The 17,117-nt window shown below is 58.7% G+C and carries 12 protein-coding genes; 6 read left to right on the top strand and 6 right to left on the bottom strand.

The genetic code is table 11. From position 1 onward, the window contains the following. Positions 1 to 41: 41 nt before the first annotated feature. The 3 genes from thrA to thrC are packed head-to-tail and all read left to right on the top strand — an operon-like array spanning position 42 to position 4,755. The gene (gene thrA / locus ACB034_RS03835; RefSeq protein ID WP_371172135.1) at positions 42 to 2,501 is read left to right on the top strand and encodes a bifunctional aspartate kinase/homoserine dehydrogenase I; all 2,460 of its coding nucleotides are present in this window, start codon (positions 42 to 44) and stop codon (positions 2,499 to 2,501) included. Between the two features lie 14 nt (positions 2,502 to 2,515). After that, positions 2,516 to 3,484 carry a homoserine kinase gene (gene thrB / locus ACB034_RS03830; RefSeq protein ID WP_371172360.1) on the top strand — a complete coding sequence of 323 codons (969 nt, stop codon included), beginning with the start codon at positions 2,516 to 2,518 and terminating at the stop codon, positions 3,482 to 3,484. Beyond that, positions 3,481 to 4,755, top strand: a complete 1,275-nt coding sequence (gene thrC, locus ACB034_RS03825) for a threonine synthase (RefSeq protein ID WP_371172134.1) — start codon at positions 3,481 to 3,483, stop codon at positions 4,753 to 4,755. Before thrB ends, thrC begins: the two co-directional genes overlap by 4 nt. A gap of 170 nt (positions 4,756 to 4,925) precedes the next feature. On the opposite strand, the gene ACB034_RS03820 is transcribed toward thrC, so the two are convergent. After that, on the bottom strand, positions 4,926 to 6,581 hold the full coding sequence (locus ACB034_RS03820; RefSeq protein WP_371172133.1) for a hypothetical protein: 1,656 nt from the start codon (positions 6,579 to 6,581) through the stop codon (positions 4,926 to 4,928). 534 nt (positions 6,582 to 7,115) lie between these two features. Here ACB034_RS03820 and ACB034_RS03815 point away from each other — a divergent pair. Then, positions 7,116 to 7,496, top strand: a complete 381-nt coding sequence (locus ACB034_RS03815; RefSeq protein WP_371172132.1) for a hypothetical protein — start codon at positions 7,116 to 7,118, stop codon at positions 7,494 to 7,496. 145 nt (positions 7,497 to 7,641) lie between these two features. On the opposite strand, the gene ACB034_RS03810 is transcribed toward ACB034_RS03815, so the two are convergent. The 5 genes from ACB034_RS03810 to ACB034_RS03790 form a co-directional block, all read right to left on the bottom strand. Then, positions 7,642 to 8,595 carry a DUF1848 domain-containing protein gene (locus ACB034_RS03810; protein ID WP_371172131.1) on the bottom strand — a complete coding sequence of 318 codons (954 nt, stop codon included), beginning with the start codon at positions 8,593 to 8,595 and terminating at the stop codon, positions 7,642 to 7,644. 75 nt (positions 8,596 to 8,670) lie between these two features. Further along, a complete protein-coding gene (locus tag ACB034_RS03805; protein ID WP_371172130.1) occupies positions 8,671 to 10,686 on the bottom strand; it encodes a BCCT family transporter in 2,016 nt (671 codons plus the stop codon). 277 nt (positions 10,687 to 10,963) lie between these two features. After that, a complete protein-coding gene (locus ACB034_RS03800) occupies positions 10,964 to 12,010 on the bottom strand; it encodes an NADP-dependent oxidoreductase (protein WP_371172129.1) in 1,047 nt (348 codons plus the stop codon). A 175-nt stretch (positions 12,011 to 12,185) separates the two neighbouring features. Continuing rightward, on the bottom strand, positions 12,186 to 12,752 hold the full coding sequence (locus ACB034_RS03795) for a TetR/AcrR family transcriptional regulator (protein WP_026457158.1): 567 nt from the start codon (positions 12,750 to 12,752) through the stop codon (positions 12,186 to 12,188). Positions 12,753 to 12,936: 184 nt separating this feature from the next. Beyond that, a complete protein-coding gene (locus ACB034_RS03790; protein ID WP_061475808.1) occupies positions 12,937 to 13,965 on the bottom strand; it encodes a Mal regulon transcriptional regulator MalI in 1,029 nt (342 codons plus the stop codon). Positions 13,966 to 14,252: 287 nt separating this feature from the next. On the opposite strand from ACB034_RS03790, the gene malX reads away from it, so the two are divergent. Both malX and ACB034_RS03780 read left to right on the top strand, forming a co-directional pair. Next, the gene (gene malX, locus ACB034_RS03785; protein WP_371172128.1) at positions 14,253 to 15,824 is read left to right on the top strand and encodes a maltose/glucose-specific PTS transporter subunit IIBC; all 1,572 of its coding nucleotides are present in this window, start codon (positions 14,253 to 14,255) and stop codon (positions 15,822 to 15,824) included. Between the two features lie 81 nt (positions 15,825 to 15,905). Beyond that, positions 15,906 to 17,108: a MalY/PatB family protein gene (locus ACB034_RS03780; protein ID WP_371172127.1), complete on the top strand. Its 1,203-nt coding sequence runs from the start codon at positions 15,906 to 15,908 to the stop codon at positions 17,106 to 17,108. Positions 17,109 to 17,117: the final 9 nt, after the last annotated feature.

The raw sequence follows: 17,117 nt of genomic DNA, 5'->3' as shown, positions 1-17,117 counted from the left end.
TTTTCATACCGTTTTTCAAGGGATTACAGGGAGAGAGTGCGATGAGAGTGTTGAAGTTTGGCGGTTCGTCACTGGCCGACGCAGAGCGTTTTTTACGGGTAGCCGATATCGCGGTGAATACCCATGGCCAGTCTCAGGTCGCCCTGGTGCTGTCGGCACCGGCCAAGGTGACCAACCACCTGGTGGCCCTGGTGGAGCAGACCAGTCGCGGCATGGATGCCACCAATACCCTGTTTGAAATCAACGGTATCTTCTCCCGCCTGCTGGCCGGATTGAAGGCGGCTTACCCGGCGCTCGATGAGAAGGCGCTGCAGGCCCGGCTGACCAGTGAGCTGGATCAGGTGGAGCGGCTGATGCAGGGGATCCGTCTGCTGGGGCTGTGTCCGGACAACGTGCAGGCTCGCATCCTGAGCCGTGGCGAAAATCTCTCCATCGCCTTTATGCACGAGCTGTTGCGGGTGCGCGGTATCGAGCTGGATCTCATCGTGCCGGAGCAGCTGCTGGTGACCGACGGCGGCTATCTGGAAGCCCATGTCGATATCGAAGCCTCCCGCCTGCGCTTTGCCGCCAAGGGGCTGCGTTCTGACTGTCTCTACCTGATGCCGGGCTTTACCGGTGGTAGCGACAAGGGCGAAACCGTGCTGCTGGGGCGCAACGGCTCCGACTACTCCGCCGCCGTGCTGGCCGCCTGCGTCGATGCCGAGTGCTGCGAGATCTGGACCGACGTGGAAGGCTGCTACAACTGCGACCCACGCCTGGTGCCTGATGCCTATCTGCTGAAAACCCTCTCCTACAAGGAGGCGATGGAGCTCTCCTACTTCGGCGCCAAGGTGCTGCACCCGAAAACCATCGCCCCTGTGGCCCAGTTCCACATCCCCTGCCTTATCAAGAACAGCTTCAATCCCCAGGGACCGGGCACCCTGATCGGGGTTGAGCAGGGGGATGATGATCTGAAAGTGAAGGCCATCTCGGATCTCTCCGGCATGTGTATGTTCAACGTCTCCGGCCCCGGCATGAAGGGCATGGTGGGCATGGCGGGCCGCATCTTCTCCGCCGTCTCCCGCGCCGGGGTCAGCATCGTCCTCATCACCCAATCATCTTCCGAGTACAGCGTCAGCTTCTGTATCCACAGTTACGATCTGGACAAGACCCGCAAGGTGCTGGAGCGCGAGTTCGAGCTGGAATTCAAGAACCAGCTGCTCGATCCCCTCGAGATCATGCAGGATCTGGCCATCATCTCCCTCATCGGTGACGGCATGCGCACCAGCAAGGGGATGGCGGCGCGCTTCTTCACCTCGCTGGCCCAGGCCTCCATCAATATCGTCGCCATCGCCCAGGGCTCCAGCGAGCGCTCCATCTCTGCCGTGGTGCGTGCCGGCAAGGTGGCGGAGGCCATCAAGGCGTGTCACCAGAACTTCTTTGGCAGCCAACAGTTCATCGATTTGTTCGTGGTCGGAGTCGGCGGAGTCGGCGCCGCTCTGGTGGATCAGATCGCCCGTCAGCAGCCGGTGCTGGCCGAGCAGGGCACTGGCCTTCGGGTAGTGGGTATTGCCAACAGCCGCCAGATGGCGGTCAACAAGGATGGGCTGAATCTGGCCAACTGGCGTGAGCAACTGGTGGAAGCCCGTGACAGCTTCAGCCTGGAAGCGGTGCAGAAGCTGGTGGAAGACAGCCACCTTATCAACCCGGTGATCGTCGATTGCACATCAAGCGAGGCCATCGCGGTGCAATATGCCGACTTCCTGGCCGCCGGTTTCCACGTGGTCACTCCGAACAAGAAGGCCAACACAGGGTCGCTTGATTACTACAAGGCGCTGCGCCGCACCGCCCGCCAGACTCGCCGCAAGTTCCTCTACGAAACCAACGTGGGCGCGGGCCTGCCGGTCATCGAGAACCTGCAGAACCTGATCAAGGCCGGTGACAAGCTGCGTGCCTTCGATGGCATCCTGTCCGGATCGCTCTCCTTTATCTTCGGCAAGCTGGACGAGGGGATGAGCTTTTCCGAGGCGACCAAGATTGCTCGTGGCAACGGCTTTACCGAACCGGATCCCCGCGATGATCTCAACGGCATGGACGTGGCGCGCAAGCTGTTGATCCTGGCCCGCGAGGCAGGCATGGCGCTGGAGCTTTCCGACGTGGAAGTGGAGCAGGCGCTGCCGCCGGGCTTTGATGTCAGCGGCGACGTGGAAGCCTTTATGGCCCGCTTGCCCGAGGCTGACGGCTGGTTCCGCGATCAGTTCGCCCTGGCCCAGAGTGAAGGCAAGGTACTGCGTTACGTGGGTTCCATCGAGGGTGGCAAGTGCAAGGTCGCCATCAAGGCGGTCGGCGCCGACGAGCCGCTGTTCAAGGTAAAAGACGGGGAGAACGCGCTCGCCTTCTTCTCTACCTATTACCAGCCGATCCCGCTGGTGCTGCGCGGCTACGGCGCCGGTACCGAGGTGACTGCCGCCGGCGTCTTCGCCGACGTGCTGCGCACCCAGAACTGGAAGCAGGAGCTGTAAGCATGAGCGCAGAGATGAAGCGAAACGAGAGCGTGGTGGCCTATGCGCCGGCCTCCAGCGCCAACCTGAGCGTAGGATTCGATGTACTGGGGGCGGCGCTCGCCCCCGTGGATGGTTCCCTTTTGGGGGACAGGGTCCAGGTCAAACCGGCAGAAGTGCCGTTTGCCCTCTCGGCGGTGGGCCGCTATGCCCACAAGCTGCCGGATGATCCCAAAAAGAACATCCTCTATGACTGCTGGCTCGCCTATGGCGAGGCGCTGGAAAAGCGCGGTCAGATCATGTTGCCGCTGGAGATGGTGCTGGAGAAGAGTCTGCCGGTCGGTTCGGGTCTCGGATCCAGCGCCTGCAGCGTGGTGGCGGCGCTCGAGGGGCTCAACGCCTTTCACGGCAACCCATTGAGCGAGCACGAATTACTGTTGCTGATGGGGGAGATGGAGGGCAAGATCTCCGGCTCCGTTCACTACGACAACGTGGCCCCCTGTTATCTGGGCGGCATGCAGCTGGTGGTGGAGGAGGGGGGCGTTATCAGCCAGGGCATTCCGGTATTTGACGAGTGGTACTGGGTGGTCTGCTACCCGGGCACCGTCGTCTCGACCGCCGCCGCCCGCGCCATCTTGCCGGCCCAGTATCGTCGTCAGGACTGCCTCACCTATGGCCGCCGGCTGGCTGCGTTCGTCCATGCCAGCTACACCGGTCAGGAGCCGTTGGCTGCGAGCGTCTTGAAAGACGTGATTGCCGAGCCCTACCGCGCGGCGCTGATCGAAGGCTTTAACGAGGTGCGGGCTCAGGCGGCCCAGAACGGGGCCCTGGCCACCGGCATCTCGGGCTCAGGTCCCACCGTGTTTGTGGTGATGAAGGATCTGGCCCAGGCCGAGCGGATGAAAGATTGGATGGAAGCGCATTTCGTGCGCAATGAAGATGGATTCGCCCGGGTTTGCAAACTCGATATGGCCGGGGCACGGGTAACAGGAAGCGAGCTATGAATCTTTACAATATCAAGGACAAGAGTGAACAGGTGAGCTTCGCCCAGGCGGTGCGTCAGGGTCTGGGCCGCGAACAGGGGCTCTTCTTCCCCGAGCACCTCGAACCGCTGGCCGACGTGGACTCCCTGCTGGACCTGCCGCTGGTAGAGCGCTCGGCGCGCATTCTGAGCCACCTGCTGGGGGACGAAGTGGCCGCGGCCAAGGTACACGAGCTGGTCAATGCCGCCTTCACCTTCCCGGCGCCGCTGGTCAAATTGAAAGACGGCACTTATGCCCTCGAGCTGTTCCACGGCCCGACCCTGGCGTTCAAGGACTTCGGCGGCCGCTTTATGGCCCAGTGCCTCGCGGCCTTTAGAACCAACGACAAGATCACCATTCTCACCGCCACCTCCGGCGACACCGGCGCCGCCGTGGCCCACGCCTTCTATGGGCTGGAAGGTATCGAAGTGGTGATCCTCTATCCCAAGGGCAAGATAAGCCCGCTGCAGGAGGCGCTGTTCTGCACCCTCGGTGGCAACATCCGCACCATCGCCATCGACGGCGACTTCGATGCCTGTCAGGCGCTGGTGAAGCAATCCTTCGACGATGAGGAGCTGAAAAAGGCGATTGGTCTGAACTCCGCCAACTCCATCAATATCAGCCGCTTGCTGGCCCAGGTTTGCTACTACTTCGAAGCCGTGGCCCAGTTGCCAAAAGCCGATCGTGCCAAGGCGGTCATCAGCGTGCCCTCCGGCAACTTTGGCAACCTTACCGCAGGTCTTATCGCCAAGGCGCTGGGGCTGCCGGTGAAGCGCTTTATCGCCGCCACCAACGCCAACGACACCGTGCCGCGCTACCTCAAAACCGGCCAGTGGGATCCGCACCAGACAGTGGCAACTCTGTCGAACGCCATGGACGTGAGCCGCCCCAACAACTGGCCACGAGTAGAGGAGCTGTGCCGCCGCAAGGGCTGGGCGCTGGAAACCTTAGGGTCAGGCATGCGTGACGATGCCCAGACTCGGGATGCGTTGCAGCGCCTGCACCAGCAGGATTACCTGTGCGAGCCCCACGGCGCCATCGCCTGGGATCTGCTGGGTGAACAGCTGGCCGAGGACGAGGTAGGGGTGTTCCTCTGCACCGCCCATCCCGCCAAGTTCAAGGAGTCGGTGGACGAGATCCTCCATCTCGATGTGCCGCTGCCCGGCCCGCTCGCCAAGCATGCCGAGCTGCCGCTGCTCTCCGTTAATTTGCCAGCGGAGTTTGCCCGGTTAAGAGCGTTTTTGGTGGGCTAACAGCTGTGTCGAGATAATCGATAGAAATAAAAATCCCCCAGTAATGGGGGATTTTTTGTTTTATGCATAGGGCAAGGTGAATGAGTTCTGAGCCAGCCGAGGAATGACTGGCTCAGAAAAGTGGGATGTTCCAAATTTCTCTATATGACTTTATTTTTTCCTAAAAATGACTATGCCTGCTTACATAAACTCATATCGTAGTCAAAGTGATTTTTAAATATTTCACACAAGAGCTCTGATAGCTCATCAGAGTCATGTTTGTATGTCAACTCATTCATGAAATCATGTTTAAAGTTGCCACTTTCTTCTACCCATTGCATTACTATGTTTGATAGTATGTTTAATACATGAAAATTTTCATGCACCACTTTTAAACGATCGGCGCTAATATTTTTATGGGATGACGTATAAACATCTAAGTCCTTCTGATTGATAAATGGAGCTTTATGTTTTTCTGTTAGTTCTAAATATTCATCTTTAATATTTTTGCCCGTGCTACAAGCTCCAGTCCAGCAAAAAAACTCTGGATGCTTTGACTTGTCTTCACAAAAAACAAAGAATTTTGATAATAAAAACCGTATGGGTAACATTTCCTCTTTGAAGGAGTAGTCATACTCTTCGTTTTTTATATCATTTATTTTGCTATATGTCTTTGGCCAAGATAATACGTTGTTCAGTATTTCATCTGGAGATGAATAGAGTAATTCTTTACACAAAGCATTGGATATATAAATATATTCATCTTTAGAGTAATGGTTGACGGTGAAATTACTATCTTTTTCTAAAAGGTCTTTTGCTGAATGGCATAGATCAACAAAGCGTATTCCAGGAATAGCTTCAAAAAAGAAAGAATCTTCATGGCCTACATCCATAGGAAAAGCAACGCCAGGATTAATTGCTAGATCACAGATCAATAAAAATATTGCAATCAATGGGTCATTAAAAGACGGTGGACATTTTTTTTCTATAATTTGCAAATATTGTTCAAAAGCAACACCATATACTCCTGATAGTAATCCTTTCTCATTAAAGTACTCCATATCAAAAAGAGTTCTATTGGAAAAATATAAAAACTGTAGTTGTATAAATCGCGCTTGACCCTCAAAGATTTGCTTTAGCCCTAGTGGTGGAATAACCCGATTTTGTTCTTTAAATGCATTGAATTCATGATGTTCTGAATCAGTTTGGTTTTTTATGAGAGCTTTTAGTTTTTCTGTTTTTATCTCAATATTTTTATCTTCTGTAAAAAAACTAGATAGAGCATCAAATATATTTATGTATGTATACGCAGTGGAATGCCCATAGCTGAGTAAAAAATCCTCATTGTTTGCATTGTTTAAGATTATTTTAGGCTCTATAACTAGGTTTTTATAGTACTTTAAGTCATGGTAGTTGTTTAGTACATTATTTAAATTTTGAAATAAAATATCTTCTGGTGTATCGGTTGTCACATTATCTAAATAGTATTTTATTAATGGTTTCTGTAAGCCTATTTCAGATAATATAATCTTTAAAAAAGACTGCATGGTAAGAAACCGCACAGGTGAAAGCATGCTTAAAATGAAACCAGAGGTTGAGCCAATATGTTGTCGCCAGTGAATTGTCTCGTGTAAAAACGTTGAGTATGCAATTAATGTTTCAGTATCAATATTTTTGTGATTTATGACTCCTGACTCTAAATTCTCTAGCTTCTCATGTATATAATATGCAAGCCTTATTGTAAAATCCTCAGTGTTATAAGTACCTAATACGTTGTTGAAAACCATATTGTCAGTATTATCAAAGGATTCTTCATAGATACTTTTTGAGTTAAATAAGTTGTTCATGGAGTCCTCTTTAGAAAAATCAGTTGGGAAATCGAAGAATTCTTATTGGATAGGGGGATATGCTATGAAGAGCCACGCTACCGCCTGTGGATTGCAGCTTCCAATATGCTCCATTAACCAGCAAAGGCAGCAGCCCGTCGCAGCAATAGGAACCGGATGGCTATGATAAGCCAATCGAATCTGGTCTCACCAGTCAAAAATTGACGTAACTATCAGGAATATCTGCGTTTTATGCGCTGGCTCAAGAAATCGACATTGTCGGAAACAGGATTCCCATGGCCCTTGATTTTATTGGGGTCGGCGAGCGTCGCGGGGAAGAGGGGGCTTACTTGCTGTTGAGGTGGAGCTGGCCGGGGAGAATTCCGCTTAGCCAATCGGCGCTATAGTGCGGCTATGGTGCCCTGTGCTCCGTGGCCCTGGCTGGCGAGGCGGGGGATCTGCGGTAACAATCAGCTGTTGTGATAACAGTTACTTGCAATCAGATCATCATGCAAACGGGTCACCATGCCAACACATCACAATAAGGAACGTCATATGAAGCGTATTGCCATCCTGTTCAGCCTGCTCTGCGGCAGCGTGCTGCTGGCCAATCCGGTCTTTGCCAACGACGCTGCCCAGTTGCAGTGCGAGGCGCAGGCCGCGGCCAAAAAACTGGCGGGCGCCGCCAAGACCAGCTTTGTCGGCAAGTGCGTGAAAGATGCCGCCGGCGCCGCGACCGTCAAGTGCGAGAAAGCCGCAGCAGACAAGAAGCTGGCCGGTGCGGCCAAAAACAGCTTTATCCAGAAGTGCGTGAAGACGGGCGCGGCGGTGGATCCGGCGGCCAAGTGCGAGAAGGCGGCGGTCGACAAGAAGCTGGCTGGCGCGGCCAAGAACAGCTTTGTCCAGAAGTGCGTGAAGGATAGCGCCGCCAAGTAAGACGTTTTCTTATCCGGTGTGTTTGCGGGGGGCCATCAGGCCCCCCTGCTTTTTTTGGGGGGGGGAGGGGCTCGCTTGTATACGGTGGCTGGCAACCGCCTGCTGGGGGCGTATCGCTGTGGTAGCAAGCCACTGGGGCTAGGGGTTAAAAAAGCGTCCTCTGAACCGGCTCTGCCACCAGATAACGCGGATCAACCCCCTCTATCCCGCCGATCAGGAAGGGGCTCCGGGGATCGTGGCGTTGCTTGTGTTTGATAACGGCGCTCTGGCTATAGGTGGCGTAACAGTAGGTGCAACCATGCAGGCAGGTGTTGTAGGCGCCGATATCGATGCTCTTGACGCAGCCACAGGCCTCGCGCTGGCCGGGATCTTTTTTGCCGTCGACCCGGCGGTTGAACAGCGCGTGGATCAACTGATCATCGATGCACTTGCCATGGGCGATGCCGAGATGGGCGAGATCCACGGCCTCGGCACAGGTTTCTATGGTCATGCCGAAACGGGCGGCGGTCTGCGCCATAAAGGCTGCCAGCTCATCCAGCGCATCATGGTTATCCAGACCGTTATCCAGCAGGTCGTGAAAGACAAGGTTCTCGACTGCGCGCAGGTTCTTCTCTGTCTTCTTGTAGAGGTCGGCAAAGCTGATGACAACCCTGTGGGTTTTGCCGGCCAGGAGGGACGCAATCTTGTAAAAGAGCCGCTTGTGTTCGGCCAGATCGACCAGATTGCACAGCAGTATGGGGTCGTAGCGCCAGATGACTTTATGGGGGCCAATTCTGTCTGATAACTCGCAGAAGGTCTTGATGGCGTTATGGGGCCTGGGGACCCGGCTCTCCAGGGCTTTGGGGTAGCCGGTCAGGGTGTATTGAAAATAGTAGCGATGGCCGAGGGCATCGAGTTCATCCAGGTGGTGCATCAGCATGGCTGGCTGCCGGGTCCAGAATACGATGGCATCGACCTCATCCGGATGCAGTGACACCCGGGTGATTTGGTGGGCATTGAACGGATTGCGGGTGAGTAAAAAACCGGCCCTTATCCGGTTCATCAACCAGGGGGTATAAAAGGCCGGGATATCGGTTCTTCTGCTTGCGCTGATGATCATGGCATTGCGGCACTCGCCCCGGGGATTGGCAAGGAGGGGATAGGCCGCTCCTCGCCAACCCGCAGGGCATGAATATCAGGCCCCGGATTCAGGCGGCGTGTGCTCCGGTGCGCCGCTTAGCAGATCCAGCCCCTCGTCCTGACTCAGCACCAGGTAGCGCTCGTACTGGCGCAAGACATCGGCGCTCAGCTCGTCGCGGGTCAGGTACTGGATGTCGTAGCCGGCGCGGCCGTCGGCAAAGTAGGTGATGGGCTCGAAGATGCGGGCATCCGGGTCATGGTTGTGGGCCGCTTCCAGCGGGTTGAAGGCGGGGGCGGGGCGGGCCTCGATGCGCACTCCGTAGCAGAAGTCGCGCCGCCCTTCCTGGGGCACCAGCAGGTGGCACTGATCCGCATCTTCCTGCACCACCCGGCTGGCGAGGCCGCGCGCCTCGAACTCGCGGCACAGGGCGGTTAGGGCCGGCAGGGCGGTATCACGCAGGAAGGTGTGAGCATCGGCCTCGGTGGAGGGGCGCAGCAGGTGATCCATGCGGGTACGCCACTGCTTGCCGTTCCAGAAATCGGTGGCGGGGGAGAGGCGACGCGCCGAGTGCTCCCGGTCGGCGACCAGCCCGCGCCAGAGCCCCAGGCAGAGCAGCACCATGATGATGGCAAACGGCAGGGCGGCGATCAGCGTCATGGACTGCAGCGCCGCCAGCCCGCCGGTGGCCATCAGGGTACCGGCGGTGATACCGAGCAGCACGGCCCAGAACAGGCGCTGCCAGATCGGGGAGCGCTCCTTGCCCTGGGTGGCGATGTTGTCGATGACGAAGGCCCCCGAGTCGGCGGAGGTGACGAAAAAGACGCTGATGAGGATCACCGCCAGCGCCGAGGTGATGTCGGATCCCGGCAAGAGGTCAAAGAAGTTGAACAAGAGGGTGTCAACGTTGCCGACCGAGCTGGTCAGGGTCTGCCCCCCGGAGCGCTGGCTGACCCAGATGGCGGCGTTGCCGAACACCGTCATCCACAGCAGGTTGAAGGCGGTGGGCACGAACAGGACGCCGAGGATGAACTCACGCAGGGTGCGCCCACGGGAGATGCGGGCGATAAAGAGGCCGACGAAGGGAGACCAGGAGATCCACCAGGCCCAGTAGAGCAGGGTCCAGTTGCCGAACCAGCCCGCCTGGCTGGTCTCGCTGTAGGTAAAGGTGCGGAAGGTGAGCTGGGTCAGGGACGAGACATAGTTGCCGATGTTCTCGGACAGGGCCCCCAGCAGATACTGGGTGGGGCCGGCCAGCAGCACGAACAGCAAGAGCACGATGGCGAGGAAGAGGTTCAGCTCGGAGAGGCGCTTGACCCCCTTGTCGAGGCCGGTGACCGCCGACAGGGCGGCCAGGGCAATGACGACGCCGATGAGGCCGAAGCGAAACAGCTCCCCCGAGGTATCGATGCCGGTGAGCCGGGTGATCCCAGCCGAGAGCTGCAGCACCCCGTAGCCCAGGGTGGTGGCGATACCGAAGATGGTGCCCACCAGGGCGAAGATATCCACGGCGTGGCCGAGCGGCCCGCGGATCCGCTCCTTGAAGATGGGGTAGAGGCCGGAGCGGATAGTCAGCGGCAGGTTGTAGCGAAAGCCGAAGTAGGCCAGCACCAGGCCGACGATGGCGTAGATGGCCCAGGCGTGAAAGCCCCAGTGAAAGAAGGTGGTCACCATGGCTTCGCGGGCGGCGGCCGGGGTGAGGGGCGCCGCCTGGGGCGGCGAGACGAAGTGGGTCATGGGCTCGCCCACTCCGAAGTACATGAGACCTATGCCCATGCCGGCGGCAAACAGCATGGCGAGCCAGGAGGTGAAGCTGAACTCGGGGCGCGCATCGTCCGGCCCGAGGCGGATGTTGCCGTAGTGGCTGAAGGCGAGCACCAGCAGCAGGATCAGGAACATGCCGACCACCAGCACGTAGAACCAGCTGAAGTGCTGGGCAATCCAGCTCTGGCCGTCGCCAAAGAAGCGGGCGGCCGCCTCTGGCGCCAGCGAGCAGACCGCCAGCAGGGTGATGATAAACAAGAGGCTTGGGATAAATATCGGTAAAGACAATGTGCAGCGCGGTGTGTTCATGGGACACCTTTGAGTAGGGAGGGCTTTGTCAAGATACTATAAAGCCATAGCACGCCAAACAGACAAACCCTGATTAATCCTTGGTCACTGTCACACCTTGACGCTAATCGTGGGTTAACGGGTGGAGGTGGCTCACAGGTCCGCATAAAAAAATCCGAAACCGCTTCAAGCGGTTTCGGATTTTTATCGTTAAGGGGGGCAGTGCCTGCCGGCGGCGAATTCCCGGGAGGACGTTTGCATTCCCGTGTCAGATGCCGTTATGGCTGGCGTGTCGTGCTCAGGCCAGCTCATCCTGGCCGACGCGAATGACCAGCTTGCCGAAGTTTTTGCCTTCCAGCAGTCCCTTGAGCGCCTCGGGGGCGTTTTCCAGACCATCCACGATCTGCTCCAGATAGTGGATCTTGCCCTCACTCACCCACTTGCCCATCTGCTCGGCGAACTCGCCATAACGATGGCCGTAGTCATCGAAAATGATGAAGCCTTTCACGGTGGCCCGCTTGGTCAGAATAGTGGACCAGGCCCAATCCAGATGATCGGGCCCCTGGGGCAGGGCGCTGGCGTTGTAGTTGGAGACGGTGCCGCACAGTGGGATGCGGGCCTTGGCGTTGAGCATGGGCAGCACGGCCTTGAGCACCCTGCCACCGACGTTCTCGAAGTAGATGTCGATGCCATCCGGGCAGGCGGCGGCCAGTTGCTGCTCGAAGTCGCTTGCCTTGTGGTTCAGGGCAACATCGGCGCCCAGTTCCTCGCGGGCCACCTGGCATTTCTCGTCGGATCCGGCGATGGCAACGACCCGGCAGCCCATGATTTTCCCGATCTGGGCGACGGTGGCGCCGACCGGGCCGGTCGCGGCGGCGACCACCAGGGTTTCACCGGCCTTGGGCTGGCCGATATCCATCAGCCCCATAAAAGCGGTGAAGCCCGGCATGCCGAGCACGCCGAGGGCGTGGCTGACGGGGGCCTGTGCCGGATCCAGCTTGAACAGGAAGCTGCCGTCGGAGACGCCGTAATCCTGCCAGCCCACCCCGTAGCTCAGTACCCAGTCCCCTTCCTGATAGTCGGGGTGGCGGGAGGCGACGACCCGGTTGATGGTGCCGCCCACCATGACGCCACCGATGGCTACGGGTTCGGCGTAGGAGTCGGCATCGCTCATGCGACCGCGCATATAGGGGTCGAGGCTCAGGTAAACGGTTCTGAGCAGCAGTTGCCCCTCCGCTATGCTCGGGACTGGGGTGGTCTTGAGGGCGAAGTGTTCGGCACTCGGGGTACCGACGGGACGCGCGGCCAGGGTCATCTGGCGGTTTTCGGTTCGGCTCTGGTTCATGGTATTTCCTCACATTACTGGGTGTCAGAGCCATTGCGCAGCTGGTTTGCCCGCAACGGCGCGAGTCGGGAAGGCGTCATCCTTATGGCATGGTGAGCGCCTTCTTTTTGCAAAATTAGACCGGTCGTCTAGTGTTGGTTGCCAAAAAAGCCCGACATCTATCGGGCCTGTTTATTCAGGGGGCCAGCAGCTGGAGCGTCATGGTGTAGGCGTGTTCCAGCTGTTGCCCCTCCCGATCCAGTTTGCCGAGCAGGGCTGCCCCCAGCCAGAGCTGGTAGAGGTTGGTCGCCAGCGGCTGGGTTGCTCTGTGACTCAGGCTGCCATCGGCGATGGCCTCTTCGATGGCCAGCGCGAGGCGCCGCACGACCCTGTCTGTACCGGTCTTCAGGATGAGGCGCATGGTGTCGGAGAGATCCGCCACCTCGGCGCTCAGCTTGACGACCAGGCAGTCGCAACAGCTCCCTTTCCAGTGGGCGAAGTAGCGTAGCAGGCGTTCGCGTCCCGGTTTGTCCTGGCCACCGAGCAATGCCTCCATCTCCACCAGATAGCTGTCGATGTAGTGACTCAGCAGGGCTTCGCCAAACTGCTCTTTTGACTTGAAGTAGTGGTAGAAGGAGCCCTTGGGCACCCCGGCCTCTTGCAGCAAAAAGCTCAACCCCATGGCGTTGAAGCCGTGGGTGGTCAGTATGGTGCGGCCAGTGTCGAGCAGATGCTGGCGCGTGTCTTGGTATCTGTCGGTCATGGCGGCATGGTAGTAGTTACTAGACCGGTCGTCTAGAAAAAGATCGCCAATAATGCCTCTTTTTTGTTCAGGGTGTGTGTTCTGTATGTGGGCAAGCAGGGCTAACCCCTTGTTCGGGATGGCATTACCGGCGTATCAGGTCGAAACGAGAGGGGGGGGCTTTGTCTCGCCCGTTCCCGGTGATTTACGCCGATTCCCGCTTCTGCAGATTGGGGGTGATGATATGGCGGTTGGGGGCGAGCTCGGGTTGCTGCATCCGGGTCAGCAGGCGCAGGGCGGCCTGGCGGCCTATCTCGCGGGCTGGCGAGCTGACAAAGGTGAGGGCGGGGGCGGTGAGCTCGGCCTCAGCCACGTCGTCAAAGCCGAGCAGGGCCACCTGCTGGCCGATGTAGTTGTCCTTGCCCACGGTGCGACCGCTGGCTTCCACCCCGTAGATGCCGCCGAGGGCCACCTCCGGGTAGTGGCACAGAATGGCCGTTACCTTGGGATGCTGGTGCAGCAGCTGGGCTATGGTGTCGGCGGCGCTGCGCTGGGTGCGATCGCATTCGAGCACCCACTCGGGTTTGAAGGGCAGGCCGTATTGCAGCAGGCTGGCGCAGTAGCCGCCGATCCGCTCGGCGCGGGTCAGCGAGTCGGCCCGCCCCCCCACATAGGCGATATGGCGGTGGCCCTGATCGATGAGGTAGGTGGTGGCTTGCTGGGCGGCATGGGTGTTGTCCGGGCCGATAAAGTCCACGTCATCGCGATAATAGGAACGGGCGGCACACACCACGGGCAGCTCGGAGTCGAGCAGCGCCTCCATGGTTTTGGCGGCCGCGCCGCGCACCGGATTGAAGATGATGCCCGCCACCCCTTGGCGCGACAGGGACTGGATGCTCTGCTGCAACCGCTCCGGACTGTGGCCGCACTGGGTCAGAAACAGCAGATATCCCTGCTGCTCCAGTACCTCGCTCACCCCGGCAGTGACCTCGGTATAGAAGGGGTCGGTGATGTCCCGCAAGATCAACCCCACCAGGTTGGACTGCTGGCTGCGCAGGTTGGCGGCGGCGCTGTTGGGCACATAGTCGAGCTGCTTGATCGCCTGCTGCACCCGCTCTGTGGTGGCGGGGGAGATGCGCCCCTTGCCCCGCAGCACCATGGAGACGGTAGTGACCGAGACTCCCGCCAGCTGGGCAACGTCGGTGATCTTGGGGTTTTTTGATAAGGGGGACATAGGCGAACGGGCGACAGCAGATGGATACCGAGGCCACAGCATACCCCCTCGTCTGCCTGAGTGAAACGTTACATCATCTTCGAGCCGATCTGGCTCACAGTTTCGCAACGCCTATCCTGCCAGCTCGGTCATTCTGTGATCATCTTGGCAATTGCGAAGTGATAAAACGTTTTATCATCCAGCAAAACCTGATGGGGGGCTGTCGCCCTTGCTTGCCAGCAAGGGAGTGGACAACGGCGACAGTGACCGACATCGGGCGTGCCCTTAACCTTACAAGGATCAGACACATGGCCAAGTCACCCGCCAAATCCACGATATGGGAGTTCCTGCAAAGCCTAGGCAAGACCTTTATGCTGCCGGTCGCCCTGCTGGCCTTCTCCGGTATCCTGCTCGGTGTCGGCAGCTCGCTCACCAGCGATGCGGTCAAGCAGAGCATGCCCTTCCTCGACAACACCCTGCTGCAACTGCTCTTCCTCTGGATGACCAAGGTGGGGCTGGTGGCCTTTATCTATTTGCCGGTGATGTTCGCCGTCGCCATTCCTCTCGGGCTGGCGCGCGAGGAGAAAGGAGTGGCGGCTTTTGCCGGTTTCGTCGGCTACGCGGCCCTCAACCTCTCCATCAACTTCTACCTGACGGTCGCCAACGTCATCGGTGACGCCGCGGCGGAGAAGGCCTACGGGGTGAAAGCCATCCTCGGCATCAGCTCCATCGATACCGGTATTCTGGGGGCCATCATCGTCGGGGTGATCGTCGCCAAGCTCCACGCCCGTTTTTACACCTACAAGATGCCGGATGCGCTCGCCTTCTTCGGCGGTGCCCGCTTCGTGCCCATCATCACCGCATTGGTGCTGGGTGTCGTCGGTCTGGTGGTGCCCTTCGTCTGGCCCTGGTTCGCCGCCGGCATCAATGGCATTGGTGCGCTGATTTCCCACGCCGGCCCCTTCGGTCCCTTCCTGTTCGGTACCGGTGAGCGTCTGTTGTTGCCGCTGGGTCTGCACCACATCCTGGTAGCGCTCATTCGCTTCACCGAGGCGGGTGGCACCCAGCTTGTGTGCGGCAACGAGGTGAGTGGCGCCCTCAATATCTTCTATGCCGAGCTCTCCTGTGCCGATACCACCCAGTTCTCGGTCTCGGCCACCTCCTTCCTCTCCCAGGGCAAGATGCCGGCCTTCCTCGGCGGTTTGCCGGGGGCGGCGCTTGCCATGTATCACTGCGCCCGTCCGGAAAATCGCGGCAAGATCAAGGCGCTGCTGGTCTCCGGTGTGGTGGCTTGCGTCATCGGCGGGATCACAGAGCCGCTGGAGTTCCTGTTCCTGTTCGTGGCACCCGTGCTCTATTTCGTTCACGCCATCCTGACTGGTCTGGGCTTTATGACCATGGGGCTGCTCGGCGTCACCATCGGCAACACCGACGGCAACCTCATCGATTTTCTGGTGTTCGGCGTGCTGCAGGGCACCGCCACCAAGTGGTACCTGGTGCCCGTGGTAGCGGGGATCTGGTTTGCCATTTACTACAGTGTGTTCCGCTTCGCCATCGTGCGCTTTAACCTCAAAACCCCGGGCCGGGAAATCGAAACCAGTGAGGCCGCGCAGCCGACCGGCAAGAAGGCAGGCAACAGCGGTTACAACGGCGAGATCATCCTCAATGCCCTGGGCGGTGCCGACAATATCCTGGCGCTGGATAACTGCATCACCCGCCTGCGCATGTCGGTGCAGGACATGAGCCGGGTCGATGACAAGCTGCTCAAAGCCAACGGCGCCATCGGGGTGATCAAGCTCGACGAGCACAACCTGCAGGTGGTGATAGGGCCCCAGGTCCATCTGGTGAAAAACCAGCTGCAGAGCCTGATGGGGGCCTGATCCGGCCCACCTTTTACCTTAATCCCCGGGGGCGTCATGCCCCCTTGTTCATTCGTATCTTTGCTGGCGAGAGAAAAAGAGATGCCCAAAACAGACCCCTTTGATTTTGACCGCCAGGTCGCTCGCCACGGCACCTACTGCACCCAGTGGGACTATGTGGCCGACCGCTTTGGCCACGCCGACTTGCTCCCCTTCACCATCTCCGACATGGATATCGAGACCGCCCCCTGCATTCGCCAGACCCTGGTCAAGCGTCTCGAACACGGGGTCTTCGGCTACAGCCGCTGGAACCACGACGACTTCAAGGGGGCGGTCACCGGCTGGTTCGCCCGCCGCTACGGTGCTCGCCTCGACCCCGAGAGTCTGGTCTACGGTCCTTCCGTCATCTACATCATCGCCCAGCTGGTGAGCCTCTGGTCCAAACCGGGGGAGGGGGTGCTGGTGCACACCCCGGCTTACGACGCCTTCGGCAATATGCTCAGCGCCAACGATCGGGTGTTGCTCCCTTGTCCGCTGATAAAGGGGGAAGGGAGCTATCACATTGACTGGGCCTGCTTCGAGCGTCAGACGGCCCGCCCCGATTGCCGCATCCTGCTGCTGTGCAGTCCCCACAACCCCACGGGGCGGGTCTGGACGCGGGATGAGCTGGGCCGGATGGCGGACATCTGCCAGCGCCACGGGGTCAAGGTCATCTCGGACGACATTCATATGGACATGAGCTTTGCCCCCTATCTGCCCTGGAGCGAGGTGGCCCTGGATGATGGCTGGGCGCTGGTCAGTTCGGGGTCGAAATCCTTCAACATTCCGGCGCTGGGTGGTGCCTACGCCTTTATCCCCAATGAGGGGGCGCGGGCGGATTATCTGCGGCAGCTTAAGGCTGCCCATGGCCTCTCGTCTCCCCCTATCCTCGGGGTGTTGGCCCATATCAGCGCCTATCGGGAGGGGGATGTGTGGCTCGATGCCCTGAAAGCCTACTTGCACGGCAATCTGGCGCTGGTGGCGGCGCGGCTCAACGCCGCCTTCCCCGCCATCGACTATCGGGTGCCCGAGGGAACCTACCTCGCCTGGATTGATTTGAACGGGCTCGGTATCGACTCGGCCGAGCGGATGGATGCGCTGCAACGCTTGCTGGTGGAGAAATACCGGGTCGCCATCATGCGTGGCGACACCTATGGCCCCGAGGGTAGGGGTTTTATCCGCTTGAACGTCGGCTGCTCCCGCCACAAGGTGGAGCAGGGGCTCGCTGCCTTGATCGGGGCGCTGACGGAACTGGTAGCAAAATAAAGCCCCGCC

Source organism: Aeromonas sp. S18(2024) (assembly GCF_041402525.1).
Taxonomy (GTDB): Bacteria; Pseudomonadota; Gammaproteobacteria; order Enterobacterales; family Aeromonadaceae; genus Aeromonas; species Aeromonas enteropelogenes.
The sequence above is the reverse complement of the archived record's forward strand: the minus strand, read 5'-3'. Positions and strand labels throughout refer to the sequence as shown.